At 46.6% G+C, this 13,149-nt stretch carries 9 protein-coding genes; 5 read left to right on the forward strand and 4 right to left on the reverse strand.

The features are described 5' to 3' along the window. Window positions 1-93 precede the first annotated feature (93 nt). Window positions 94-1,791 (forward strand): tetratricopeptide repeat protein, encoded by a 1,698-nt coding sequence (locus EP25_RS0119990; RefSeq protein ID WP_031435492.1) that lies wholly within the window; start codon window positions 94-96, stop codon window positions 1,789-1,791. A 2-nt stretch (window positions 1,792-1,793) separates the two neighbouring features. On the opposite strand, the gene EP25_RS0119995 is transcribed toward EP25_RS0119990, so the two are convergent. After that, entirely contained in the window at window positions 1,794-3,404 is a 1,611-nt protein-coding gene (locus EP25_RS0119995; protein WP_031435493.1) for an FAD-binding protein, read from the reverse strand. A gap of 869 nt (window positions 3,405-4,273) precedes the next feature. Here EP25_RS0119995 and EP25_RS0120000 point away from each other — a divergent pair. Then, window positions 4,274-5,125, forward strand: coding sequence for a PEP-CTERM sorting domain-containing protein (locus EP25_RS0120000; RefSeq protein WP_031435494.1), 852 nt, complete (start codon window positions 4,274-4,276; stop codon window positions 5,123-5,125). Window positions 5,126-5,927: 802 nt separating this feature from the next. Continuing rightward, the gene (locus EP25_RS0120005; RefSeq protein WP_051906935.1) at window positions 5,928-6,659 is read left to right on the forward strand and encodes a PEP-CTERM/exosortase system-associated acyltransferase; all 732 of its coding nucleotides are present in this window, start codon (window positions 5,928-5,930) and stop codon (window positions 6,657-6,659) included. Window positions 6,660-6,908: 249 nt separating this feature from the next. On the opposite strand, the gene purM is transcribed toward EP25_RS0120005, so the two are convergent. After that, the gene (purM, locus tag EP25_RS0120010) at window positions 6,909-7,952 is read right to left on the reverse strand and encodes a phosphoribosylformylglycinamidine cyclo-ligase (RefSeq protein ID WP_031435496.1); all 1,044 of its coding nucleotides are present in this window, start codon (window positions 7,950-7,952) and stop codon (window positions 6,909-6,911) included. Between the two features lie 105 nt (window positions 7,953-8,057). Here purM and EP25_RS0120015 point away from each other — a divergent pair, with 105 nt between their 5' ends. Both EP25_RS0120015 and EP25_RS0120020 read left to right on the forward strand, forming a co-directional pair. Then, window positions 8,058-9,152 carry a DUF2066 domain-containing protein gene (locus EP25_RS0120015; RefSeq protein WP_152555695.1) on the forward strand — a complete coding sequence of 365 codons (1,095 nt, stop codon included), beginning with the start codon at window positions 8,058-8,060 and terminating at the stop codon, window positions 9,150-9,152. A 157-nt stretch (window positions 9,153-9,309) separates the two neighbouring features. Beyond that, window positions 9,310-10,809, forward strand: a complete 1,500-nt coding sequence (locus tag EP25_RS0120020; protein ID WP_031435498.1) for an FAD-linked oxidase C-terminal domain-containing protein — start codon at window positions 9,310-9,312, stop codon at window positions 10,807-10,809. Here the strand turns inward: EP25_RS0120020 and EP25_RS0120025 are convergent, their stop codons facing one another. Both EP25_RS0120025 and EP25_RS0120030 read right to left on the reverse strand, forming a co-directional pair. Next, window positions 10,810-11,310 (reverse strand): hypothetical protein, encoded by a 501-nt coding sequence (locus tag EP25_RS0120025; RefSeq protein WP_031435499.1) that lies wholly within the window; start codon window positions 11,308-11,310, stop codon window positions 10,810-10,812. A 41-nt stretch (window positions 11,311-11,351) separates the two neighbouring features. Continuing rightward, the gene (locus tag EP25_RS0120030; RefSeq protein WP_031435500.1) at window positions 11,352-12,704 is read right to left on the reverse strand and encodes a P-loop NTPase family protein; all 1,353 of its coding nucleotides are present in this window, start codon (window positions 12,702-12,704) and stop codon (window positions 11,352-11,354) included. Between the last annotated feature and the right edge of the window lie 445 nt (window positions 12,705-13,149).

Genomic DNA, 13,149 nt, shown 5'->3' on the forward strand with positions numbered 1-13,149 from the left:
ATCTTAGCCTGTTGTTGCAAGTAGGTATTCTGCTTGCAAAGCTGTAATTCATAAAAAATGCCAGTCATGTTTAAACTTTTAATATGAGTCCCTATGAAAAAAACTATTAACAGAATTGTTAGCTCCATCTTGTTACGCCAACTCGCCACATTTGGCATCTTTTTGATGCTAACACAACCGACGTTCTCGGCAACTTTTGAGGTTTTTGACGAATCAGGGACGTCGAATGAAATGGAATTTGAGCATTTCAACTCGGACGATCCTTTTCCCGACTATTTAGGAAGTCTGGAAACCGATTCCACGGAACTCGAGCATCATTATGAGACTGTTGTCAAAATGATTAAGCAAAAGCATGTAAAAGAGGCTCGAGAAAAAATTGAAGCATTGTTTAAACAATATCCTAATCAGTCTCTTTTCTATGGTCTTAGTGCAACATTAGACGTAATGGAAAACAACAAACCTGCAGCTCGGAAAAATCTACTCAGGGCAATCGAAATGAATCCCAACGATCAACGTGCGCTAGTTAGCTTAGCGATGTTGGAGTTAGGAGAAAACCAGTTGGATCAAGCCCATTATTACGCCAAGCGTGCGTTAGTTATTAACGATAAATTCCAGACTCCTTATTTCGTGTTGGCCGATATCGCTAATAAACAGCACGATAAGGTAGCGCTGGAACAATGGCTAAAATCCGCTTACCAGAAAGCCCGGGGGGCGATAAACAGCGAAATCAAAGCTGCCGCAGCACTTGGTCAATTTTATCTGGCACGTAAACAGGCTCCGGCATTTCTTGCTCTCGCCGAAGAGTTCGTACAACGTGAGCCAAATAATAGCCGCGTGTTGTTTTTGCTTTCGCAGGCTCAAATCGCTAATAGACAATTTTTGGATGCCGAACACACGCTAAAAAAACTGATTGAGGAGGAAAAACAGGATATTCAAAGTCGGTTTTTACTCGTCCGATTGCTGATGGGACAACCCGACCAGGAAAAAGCAATCGTTACGTTATTGGATGAAATAGCTGTCATCGCGCCAGATAATCTTCGAGTGCGCCTTCAACAAGTAGCGTTTTTAATTAAACTTGAACGTTATCAGGATGCTGAGGCATTAGTAGGTACTATAGAAAGACTTTCGCCAAAAAAAGGTTTGAGTCAAACGCTGCAAGGCAAAATCTATTCTGCGGAAGGGGACTTCGATCAATCACTCGCCAGTTATCGTAAAGCATATTCTCTGAATCCCAATGACGAATTATTGTTGAAAATGGTGGATATTTTAAATGAGCAAGGGAAAACCGGTGATGCCATTGCTTTGCTGGAAAAGGCGCTAAATAAAGATGCCAGTAATTTAACCTTCCATTTTAAATTAGCTAATATTTACGAACGGCAACAGCGTTTTGAATTGGCCAAGAAACACTATCGTTTGATGCTGAATAAAAAGCCTGATAACGTCTTAGCGATGAACAATTTAGCATGGTTGTATCTGCAGCAAAACAATCCTGGAGCCTTGGAATTAGCCGAGAAAGCGTATCGAAAAGCGCCGGAGACAGCGGCAATAGTTGACACTTACGGAACAATTTTAGCAAGACAGGGTAAGCCTGAAGAAGGCATCGAATTATTGGAACAAGCTGTTAAGCTAGCCCCTAAGGCCGGCGATATCCATTATCATTTGGCCGAGGCTTACGCAGAAAACGGTGATTCGCAACGTGCACGCTCGATTTTACAGGCGGCTTTGCAAGGCAATCTAGATTTTTCCGAAAAGGCTGCGGCCGAAGCATTGCTGCGACGGTTGCAGCCTTGATTTCAACTTAATCCATAACGACCTGGAGCAATAATATGGTTCGGGTCAATAGCTGATTTAATTGTTTTTAATACTTCAGGAACCGCGTTATTTTCTTCGGGAAAATTCATTGATTGTATGCCTAAACGATAAGGGATAAATCCTAACTTACGGCCATTTTCTAGCAATTCTTTGTAACAGGCTTGTGCGCGTTCCATTTCTTCGGGGTTTTGACGGTCATAAAGAATGGGAACAGTGCTATCCCAACAACGTTCGGATAGACTGGTTAATGTAATAAGTGGTTCAATGCGGTACTTGACACAAATATTGGTCACCATGTTTACATACTCCCGAGTTAAATTCGGTTTCATAGGCACCAACGGTGAATACCATATCAAGCCACAACCATCTTGCGCTGGATTCATCGGCTTGCCATCGGGAGGTAATGTACCGGAACGCCAATACGACAAAGGCAAAGCGATTTCACTTGGTTCGCCGGCGAATAATTGCATGGTTTTGTGTAACGTTCCAAGTACGTTGACTAAGTGTAAATTGCGAATTATCGGTAACGTTTGCGCCGTGCCATGCATGAATTTAACCAAACGGGGAGTAAAGAATATCAAGCGTTTGGCAACTGGCCGTAATATCTTGCGTATTTGTCCCCGTGCTGCCGCGACGATTTGTTTGTTGCCATAAATGGCGCCGACGGCAGTCCATTCCATAACCTGATTGCGGCGCATCATTTCTTTCAAAACCGATTCCGGTATTAAACCGTCTGGTCCGAGCCGATCTTTGGGATAGGATTCGGACATTGACAGTACTCGGTGTTTGTTCATCAGATTAATCGAGCCGGTTACAGCGCCGACCTCGCGTAATACTTGACGAATTTTTTTTACCGCTAATTCCAGTTCGTCAGCTTTTTTTACACTGAAGAAAAAAGCTTCGACGCGTTCCGGTAATGGGGCCAAAGCAATAGTCATTTGTGTAACGATACCGAAGTTGCTTTGTGATAAGAGTCCTTCGACATAAGGGCCCATACCCCATTTAAATGATTTATCGATCATTTCGCCACCTAATCCCGATAGCATGGAGCGATAGGTATCACCGTTCGGCAGCACCGCTTCCAAGCCCATCACCGCACCAAAATGATCGGCGTAAGGAGTAATGCCATAGCCCCGTTCAAAAGCATTGCCGACTAAACTGCAATCTGGGCCGGCACCGGTAACAGGAACCATAAACGGCAATCGATGTTGTTTTAGATAGGTGTCCAACATACGCTGCGTAACGCCAGGCTCTATTGTTAATAAACCGATTTCGGCGTCGAATTCGATAATACGTTTCATGCGGGATAAATCGACTAGTACACAATCGTCCCTTGTCGGATTAGACGAGCCATAACCCCAGTTGCGACCAGTACTGTAAGGATAGAGAGGGACTTTATACTGTCCCGCTATCCTTACAATTTGTGCCACGTCCTGAGCGCTTTTAGGATAGAGTATGGCTGGAATATGGCGTTGAATGCCGATGCAATTGGCGGCGCCAATCCGCAGGGTGTCAATATCATTTACAATGGCGTTAGTGCCCAGGGCATTTTTCCAGGCGGTAAGTGCGGCTTCAATTTGAGTGTTAGTCATGATATCTTCAAGTTGGTTAATGTTTGTTTAATTTAACATCGCCTGAAATGTTTTTTAGGTTCCCGGAATTTGCTTGTGCGCTGTTAGCTATAAGCCTTTAGATTTGTTAATAGGCGGCAAAAATCTGAGAAAGTCTAAAAAAATGATAGATTTGAAAGTTTATGTCGAGTATCAGTCATGGCTATATCCTTGTTTGGCTAATCTTCATAGAACTACAAAACGATAACGCTCATGTTGGCTTAGCTTTTCCAATGAACTTAGGTGTTTAGAGCTTCAGCTTCGCAATTGGCGCAAAAAGGCTTAAACACTGGCTAATTTGTCCAGCCAGCAATTTCGAAAATACAGTCGGCCGTTAGCTTTCGTTACTCAGTAAGGTGAGTATAGACGTCATCTTGGATAAGGAGAAATGATTGATAATTGATTTTTTACGGATAGCGGGCGTCGCGTCATAAAGTTGAGACACAATCTCCGATGGTATGCCGCCCTTTTCCAAACACCGAGTGGGACAAGCTTTGAGGATATTCGAGAGCAAGCGAGAAGTGTCTATCGTTATTTTATGTAACGCTATGCACAGGCCCAGTAAATTAGCCTTATAATTCTTTTCAAGAAAGTTCACTCATTGATCGCTATTCGAATCGCTCTGACTGTCAATGAGTCTGGAGGCAAGTGGGTATTGATTCGGTTAGAACGAAATTAGGGAAGGTTCTTGGTTTGAGTGTCAGATATTTTTACATTTGATAAAGTGTTCAAGGAATAATAAATGGAGTGTCGGATAAAAAAGTTATAATAATTAATGGTTTAAAAATATTTTAATTTTATGGCATGTAATTTGTTTAACGAATGTTGTATTTAAACCAGAGGAAAGTACGATGAAAGCAATCAAATTAATCGCAACAGCAGGATTATTTGCATTAGCCAGTCAGGCCAATGCACTTAATGTGGATGGAGTAGTTTTCGATCCCAATTGGGATGATGGATCTACCCCGCCAATAGAACAAGACTTTATAGGCAAATTCGATTTCACCCAGTGGTATACAACAACCGCTAATGGAAACTCGATCGGTTCATTAGGTAACTATAACGATGCAGTAACCATCGGAACGGTCTTTGCCACACTCGATCCAACTAGCAGTGATGCAACAGGATATGAACTTACAGGAGGGGGCGAGTTCTACAGGATCAACGATCCGTTGATGAACGTTATTGCAGCATCATCTACTGGTGGTTCTGCAGACTCTTTTTGTCCGAGTTGTGAATTGACTTACGCATTTGGCGGCATTGGGTTAAATAAGGATCAAACTTTTGATTTGACCAACGCGTGGGCCCGCATATACATAGATGATGGTTCAATCGATAACCTGTCCGTGCCAATCAGCTCTTTGGCCGAGGCAAATGCGGCGATCGGTGATCGAGTATGGTTGGATTTGGATATCGCTAGTTTATTCTTTACATCCGGTGATATTACTTCCGGTTTTGTTGAAGCGACATTTGATATAATCGGCGGTACGGCGGCGGATGTGTTTGACCCTAAATCTCTAAGCTACAATGGTAGTGCGTTTTTTGGAACAGACCCCAATACTATTAATTTAGCATCAAAATATTCAAATGGGGGTAACGGCGCCGTTATTGGTAACACCACCTATGTTCCTGAGCCCGCTTCCTTGGCTCTGTTAGGCTTGGGTCTAATGGGTCTTGGTTTCAAGCGCCGGATATTCGCGTAACACAATACCGAAACTATAAATTATTACCATTAGATATTTGGTTTTAAAACGCCCGTCTTAATAAAGACGGGCGTTTTTTTATAGAAAGTTCTTTGTCAGATTTCATTCCAATGCCGCCTGAGAATGTCTGACGTGCAATTCATTGACCTTTCGCCTCTAATAATGCCGCTTGCTGATTATGTAAGCGATTATTCTGTCATGTGTCGTTACCCTCGACGCAGGTGCTTTAGTCCATTCGCAAAATTATTGAATGACTGCAGGCAAGTTTTGTGGTGACCGGGGTGTTTCTATTTGATCAGAAAGAGAAGTTCCCTACATCATATTAAGCCGTATGATGCTGCCAAGTATCCCAGTGACGCAATTGAAAGTCAGTCACAGCATTTTTAGACTTTTTCTTCTTTTTATTCCTTAACCCAAACCGGCGTCTACGGATCATTGGTGGCCTGAGCCTGTTTTACTTCATCCAGGAGGCCGCTGTCATGCCTCTGAAAGCTGTACCGTGGCCACTTGATAAATGTGATATGAAGCATAATTGGGTAGTGATTGAGTTTTTGATTACGTCTCGGCCGCTTAACACCATGTGGATCGAGTCACGTCTCTCTTGTGAACATTGTTCGTTTGCGCCTTTCATTCCGATATCGCTATTCTTGGTTGCTTTCTAGGGGAAATATTTTAGATAGCAACTAGAATGAATCTCAGTTAAGAAAAATTTAATGTTTCCTTGATTTAATGGACCAAAGTTAATTATTCGGTTTAAGTCCGGATTAAAGGGTCCTTTTTTTAATTTTATTGGGTAAATGTTATGTTTGACGATTATTTCGATGTTTATTTGGCCGATACAGCCGAAGGAAGAGAAGAACATTTTAAATTGCGTTATCAAGTTTATTGCGAAGAAATGGGATTCGAAGACAAGAATAATTTTTCGTCGGAACAAGAAAAAGACCGCTGGGACGACAATGCTGTGCATTTTTTAGTCAGACATAAAGAGACGAAACAATGGGTGGGGGCGATGCGCATGGTGTTCAAACAAGATGGTGCCTTACCTTTGCAAGAGCACTGTTCGTTAAACACTCCTCATGAATCTAATAATATCGATATCGAGATTTCCCGGCTTTGTCTGGTCAAGGAAATCCGTAGGAGAAAAACCGACGAGGAACCGCCTTTGGGATTGAACGGCAAGGCCGACATGCCGGCACAAGGTAAAAATGTCATAGATTTTTACAATCGTAGAAAAATCAATCAAAGTTTGATTTGGGGGTTGTTTAGAGCGGCCAGTATCTATAGCGAAGAAAAAAATATTGATAATTGGTATTTTTTAAGTACGAAGGCCTTGGCTCGTATTATCAGTAGGGTAGGTGCAAAAATGAGCTTAGTTGGGAATGGGTGTCACTATCGAGGAGAGCGCTATCCATTCAAAATCGATCTGAATGAAGTGTTAAGTAATGATATTTGGACAAATGATTTTAAAAAAGGATATCGATTATTTTCCGAGTTGGATGATGAAGTAGCACTGCCGCAAGAGCAAGCCGCCTAGTTTGATTCCGTCGGTTCGGTTAAGGTGCTGTATTAGTTCGCATAAATTTGGTTTTCTTTAAGGCAGTATAAATTTATGCTAATTCGTTTTATTGAGTATCTGCGCCGGTAAGGGGCTTTGAGAGGACGGGATCCCCAGCCCGTCCTAAAGTTTTTTATATCCACAATTAGTCGAAAATGATGGACTAGCCTCTATCGTTCTGTAAGCTTGCTGGATTACGGTAATGCAGGTCGAGTCAGTCAACCAAGTCTAACGATAAATCACGTCGGATTTACCTCGGCCAACAACGATTTCTCCCACCTTAAAAACTCTTTCTCCTTGTTCCGTCAACGTAGCTATGGATTGCTCGGCATCTTCCTCTGCCACGCAAACAATCATGCCAATGCCGCAGTTGAACGTGGTCAGCATGTCGGCTTGCGTGATGTTGCCTTGTTGTTGCAGCCATTTGAAAACTTCCGGCATTTCCCAGCTGGACAGGTCGATTGCCGCGCTGAGGCCTTCCGGCAATACCCGGGGCAGGTTTTCGGTGATGCCGCCGCCGGTGATATGGGCCAGGGCATGCACCGGGACTTGTTTGAACAGTTCCAGCAACGGTTTGACATAAATGCGGGTTGGTTCCAGCAGCGTTTCGCCGAGTGGTTTGCCGTTGAAGTCATCGGTCAGGGAAGCATGGCTTTTCTCGATGATTTTGCGGATCAACGAATAGCCGTTGGAATGCGGGCCGGAAGAGGCGATGCCGATCAGTTTGTCGCCGGCTTTGACTTTACTGCCGTCCAGTATGTTAGCTTTTTCGACGATGCCGACACAAAATCCGGCCAGGTCGTAATCGCCTTCGGCGTACATGCCCGGCATTTCCGCGGTTTCGCCGCCAACCAAGGCGGCGCCTGCTTGTTCGCAGCCTTTGCCGATCCCCTCGACGACTGCCGCCGCCGTGTCGACATCAAGTTTGCCGGTCGCGAAATAGTCCAAAAAAAACAAGGGTTCTGCGCCTTGCACGATGATGTCGTTAACGCACATGGCGACCAGGTCGATGCCGACGGTATTATGAATGCCGAGTTCGAGCGCCAGTTTCAATTTGGTGCCGACGCCGTCGGTTCCGGAAACCAGGATCGGGTTTTTGTAGCGGTCGAGCGGCAGTTCGAACATCGAGCCGAATCCGCCTAGTCCGGCCATGACGCCGGCCGTCCGGGTTTTCGCCGCGATCGGTTTAATGCGCTCGACTAGCGCGTTACCGGCTTCGATATCGACGCCGGCACTTTTATAATTCAGGCTATCTTGCTTTTGCTCGCTCAATGTCCAGTACTCTACTAGCTAAAGTTAAGGTTAGAATAACCGCTATTGTACTATAGATTCCGCTAAAGGAAGATGGTTGGACAGTCGAAAGGAGTTTGTGCTTAAGTGAGAAGTTTAACGCTTTGCTTGGAGAAAGAGTTGAGAGGGTTTAGCGCGTTATTAATGCTGGCGCTTTTGCTGGGTGTCGGCAATGTTTGGGCGGTGGAAGTCAAGGGTTTGTATGAGACCGAAGTGTTGGCAAAAAGCCGTTCCAACGAGGACCGCAATAAGGCGATTCGGGAAGCCCTGGCCGTCGTTCTCGGGCGGGTCGTGGCAGCCGACAAGGTCATGGAGACGCCGGTGGTGAAAACGGCGCTTGCCGGAGCCTCCCATTATGTGCGTCAATTTCAATATGCGATGATATCCAGCAAGTGGCAGCGCGATGAAAGGTCCCGCTTGATGCGGGTTTTGTTCGATGAGCAACAATTGCTCGAATTATTGCGTTCAGGCAATGTCGGGATCTGGAGCGAGATTAGGCCCGAAACCTTGGCTTGGCTGGTGGTCGAGCGTCAAGATAAGCTCCGTTTTTACGAGGCCGATAGCATGCCGGAACTGGAAAACGCCCTGACACGCGCCGCTCGCATAAAAGGCTTGCCGCTTATTTTTCCGATGTTGGACCTCGAAGAGCAGCAAAGAATTTCGGTCAGCGAAGTGTTGAGTAACGATTCGACACAATTATTGGCCGCGTCCGAGCGTTACGATGTGGTTTCGGTGCTCGCGGGGCGCCTGGTGGAAAAAGGGAAATGCTGGGAAGCTGAATGGGCTTTGTATTTCGATGAAAAAATCGAACAATGGGCTACTCCTTGCGCAGCGCTTTCGGAGGTGACCTTATCCGGCATGCAGGGAGTCTACGACGTGTTGTCGAAGTATTACGCGGTCAAGCCGGAAATAGCGGAAAGCGGTTTTATCAGACTCAAAATCAAAGGCGTAAAAACGATGACCGACATGGTCAGAGTCACCGAATTTTTGCAATCCGTGGCGCTGATCAAATCGGTCAACTGGGTCAGTGTCGAGAACGGCTACAATATTTACAAGATCAAGTACGAAGGCAGTGATGTTCTGCTTGCCGAGGCGCTGACCGCCGCAAATGTGTTGGCGCCAGTGCCGGGCGCCGAACTGAGTCGCTATGAATTGAAATATCGGCTGGTACGAGATGAATAGGGCAATCATCCTAACCTTATTATTTTCTTCGCTAATTTAGGTGCTGGGTAAATAGGTTCATGTAGGCTTCATGTCTGTATCCATGCTGTCAAGACCTCCGTAAAACACTCCGGTGCCTTCTCGGGCACTGCCGAAATTCGAAGCGGGATAAGTATAAATGAGTACCATTCACCCCCATGGCTCGGAGAGAGTCACGCATACTGTCGGCAAAAAGGCGCTGATTGCTTCGCTGCGTCAATTCTTGCCGGATTCCGCCATTCTTGCCGAAACCGAACAACTGCGCGCCTTCGAGTGCGACGGGCTGTCCGCTTATCAATGTCTGCCCTGGCTGGTGGTGTTGCCCGATAGCGTCGAGCAAGTTCAGCAACTACTGCGCGTATGCCATCGGCTTGGCGTGCCGGTGGTCGCCAGGGGCGCGGGGACCGGCTTGGCGGGCGGCGCGATACCGTTGGATAACGGCGTGCTGTTGAGTATGGCCCGCTTCAACCGGATCTTGCACATCGATGCCGCCAACCGCCTCGCCCGGGTGCAGCCGGGCGTGAGGAATGTCGCTATCTCCCAGGCGGTAGCCCAACATGGACTTTACTATGCGCCGGATCCGTCCTCGCAAATTGCTTGTTCCATTGGCGGCAATGTCGCGGAAAATTCGGGTGGAGTGCATTGTTTAAAATACGGCTTAACCACGCACAATATTTTGCGTTTGCAAATCGTCACAATGGACGGCGAACGGGTTACGATTGGCGATCATGGCCTGGACAGCCCGGGCTATGATTTGCTAGCGTTGTTGACCGGTTCCGAAGGCATGCTTGGCGTGATTGTCGAAATCAGTGTCAAACTGTTACCGATTCCGGAGTGTGCTCAGGTGATTCTGGCGGCGTTTAACGAGATCGAGCTGGCTGGCAACGCGGTGGCGGCGATCATTGCCGAAGGCCTGATACCGGCCGGTTTGGAAATGATGGATAAGGCCGCCATCCGGGCTGCCGAGGATTTTGTTCGTGCCGGTTACCCGCTGGACGCGGCAGCCATCTTGTTATGCGAGATGGACGGTACCGAGGAACAGGTGGAGTCCGATATCATGAAAGCAAGCCAGCTGCTGCAACGGCAAGGCGCCATTGAGGTTAGGGTTGCCGATTCCGAACAGGACAGACAAAAAATGTGGGCAGGACGTAAGGCGGCGTTTCCCGCCGTGGGCAGGATTTCAGCCGATTACTATTGCATGGATGGCACGATTCCGCGTCGTTATTTGGCCCGTGTGTTGAAAAAAATCGCCGAATTGTCGGACCGCTACGCCTTGCCCGTGGTGAACGTCTTTCATGCCGGCGACGGTAATTTGCACCCCTTGATTCTGTATGATGCCAATAACGAGGGCGAGATGGCAAAGGCCGAGCGCTTGGGCGGGGATATTTTGCGCTTAAGCGTCGAAGTGGGCGGCACGATCACCGGCGAGCATGGCGTGGGAGTCGAAAAAATCAATCACATGTGCCTGCAATTCAAGGAAGGGGAATTGGCCTTGTTTCATGCCGTGAAGCTGGCTTTTGATGAAAAGGGTTTGTTGAATCCGGGCAAGGCGGTGCCAAGCCTGCATCGTTGCGCCGAGTTCGGTGCCATGCATGTGCATCGCGGTGAATTGCCTCATCCCGACTTGGAGCGGTTCTGACTAACCGATGAATATAGTGGTGATGCCGTAAGCAAGGCCGTAGGTGCAGGAGAAATAAAACAGAGAGACCACGCAACCGGCCGCCGTGTTGATGCCGAGTGCCTTTTTGTAAACGAAGGCAACCAACGAGAAATCCCATAAAATCAATAAAAACATCAACAGATAACTGAACTCGTTGTCGGTCATGGTGAGCCATACCATCACCGGCACGGCAAGTACCGCGATGATATTTTCGCAAAATAAAACCGCCGAAGTGACTTGGATATAGGAATGCGTCGACTTATTCAAGAACAGAACGATGCCGACGAATAACAGGGTCAACCCCGTTTCCAGTATGACTTCGAAAACCGCCTCGAAATTATCGATCATGTTGACCTGGATAAACAGTTCAACGACGAAATAAAACCATAGGTTATGCTTAAAAAAACCAACAGACCTCGTTAAATCGAGAGGGTTGGCCGCGAACCAGCATAGCGGCAAATACTGTCTAAAAGTACCCATGGTAGCTTAAACTCAGTTGTCCATTCATTATTGTTATTATTTTATTGGTTGTCGCTGGAAATACTGTAGTCGTTAAAGCTGTCGTCCTGATAATGACTGAACTGGTCGTTCAACGCCTGTACCAGATCTTTAGTTTGTTCAAGCAATTGGGCTAATTTTGCCCTGGTTTTCTTGTTTTTGGCAACCGGTTCTTTCATCGGCAACAACGTGCGCCAGAATGTGAGGCTTTTTTCGAACAAGCCGGCCAGATTTTCGGCTAGATTGAGTTTTTTTTGTCGGTCGTGCAATTTGTTGACGATGAATTTTGCATGGACCCGGCTGATGATTAAATGCATCGGCGTCAGAATCGCAATTAATATCAATAGAATAATCGGGCCGATGATGGGGTCGAGGAAAAAGTCCAGGATGCCGACGGAAATTTCCGCGAACAGCATCAACGTGACCAAAAATCCCAGAACAATCAAGGTGGAGGCATTGGAGCGCTCCTTCCACGACGATAAGGCATCGCCGACTTCGGGAATGATGACGTCGTCGATATCGCGGATACTCTTTTCCAAAGAACTTAGCACGCGGTAGGAACGATCATTGTCGATATTGGCGATGCGGCGGTCGATCGTTGACGTGTCATTGGCGTCGGTAAGCACCAGGAATTGGCCGGTATTGATGCCTAACTCGGCCAGTCTGCGCCGCCATGACGTGGTGATTTCGTTGATCTTGCGAAAATCCAAACTGATTTCGGAATGGTCGATCACATAAAGAAACTTGTTCGAGTCCTGATGTGCGATGATAGTGCTGATGGTATCGTTGATCAGTTCCGGCTCGGCGTCGAACAGGTCGGTGAAGACCAAGACCAGATCGGACATCTCGATGACGTGGCGGTTGAGCAAGGTATTGATCTTGTTATCCGACTGCGAACTCAGGATCGGCGCATCCACCAAAAGTTTGCCCCGCAACTTATCGCTATTGACCGTGACTAATTCCAGGTAGGCATTGATTTTGGCGCCTTCGCCCTTAGCGACTTGCTCGATGTCGCGGCTGACTTGATAAAAAGGCAGACGGTGATCGGCATCCAGCGCCGAACCGGGTAGGGTGGCGGTGGTGGTTTGTGGCGTGTATTGAAGCACGGTGAACTTATGGCCGGTCGAGTGTAATTGGACACCGAGATAACGATTGATGAAATCGTTTTTTGCCGGCGAGTGGCCTCCCAAAGTGCTGATAATAGGCCACCAGGAACTCTTGCGGGCGGTGGTTTCGTCCTTGTCGAGTAGCCCCAAATCGAATTCCAGTTGGTCGAGTTCGTGAAACACCTTGGTTGCTTTTTGCAAAACAGGGTTGCTGGCCGCAAAATGTTTTTCAAGATTAATCAGGTGCTTGCTCACTGTTTTTTCAGCCATCAGTTTAAAGCCTATTATCGTAAGTGGTTTAAAAAAGCGACCTCAGAGTATACACCGACAAGGTTCAAAGATAGAAACAATCTGGCTTTTTTTTGCCTGGAAGAGGATTATTTCCGGGCCGTTCGCATGGTTGGGCATGACGTGTAAAACTCGGAAATTCGCTGGCGCCTTTGTTGTTTTGCAAACAACCTATTGATTTTGCTGTCGGCGAGAGGCGTTGCCGACTTCGGGCGAGACAATGGTTAACCGCGATAGCCGTTATTTTATAAATTAATCATTAGGTAAACTCTCGGCTATGCCGCAAGTAACATAATTTGCGGCTCAATTTTTCTTAGACTGTCCTGCGAAAAAGTCATACACTCAAGTTTATCCTCTCTAAAATGCATAGGGAAGAGGCGTTCGGAGTAATCCGGACTAAATACAGGGATAAAATAAAAACGAATTG

It is taken from the genome of Methylomarinum vadi (assembly GCF_000733935.1).
GTDB classification, from domain to species: Bacteria; Pseudomonadota; Gammaproteobacteria; order Methylococcales; family Methylomonadaceae; genus Methylomarinum; species Methylomarinum vadi.

Coding starts and splice junctions, on each gene's coding strand:
- EP25_RS0119990 (WP_031435492.1), top strand. CDS start 94: ATGAAAAAAACTATTAACAGAATTGTTAGCTCCATCTTGTTACGCCAA.
- EP25_RS0119995 (WP_031435493.1), bottom strand. CDS start 3,404: ATGACTAACACTCAAATTGAAGCCGCACTTACCGCCTGGAAAAATGCC.
- EP25_RS0120000 (WP_031435494.1), top strand. CDS start 4,274: ATGAAAGCAATCAAATTAATCGCAACAGCAGGATTATTTGCATTAGCC.
- EP25_RS0120005 (WP_051906935.1), top strand. CDS start 5,928: ATGTTTGACGATTATTTCGATGTTTATTTGGCCGATACAGCCGAAGGA.
- EP25_RS0120020 (WP_031435498.1), top strand. CDS start 9,310: ATGAGTACCATTCACCCCCATGGCTCGGAGAGAGTCACGCATACTGTC.
- EP25_RS0120025 (WP_031435499.1), bottom strand. CDS start 11,310: ATGGGTACTTTTAGACAGTATTTGCCGCTATGCTGGTTCGCGGCCAAC.
- EP25_RS0120030 (WP_031435500.1), bottom strand. CDS start 12,704: ATGGCTGAAAAAACAGTGAGCAAGCACCTGATTAATCTTGAAAAACAT.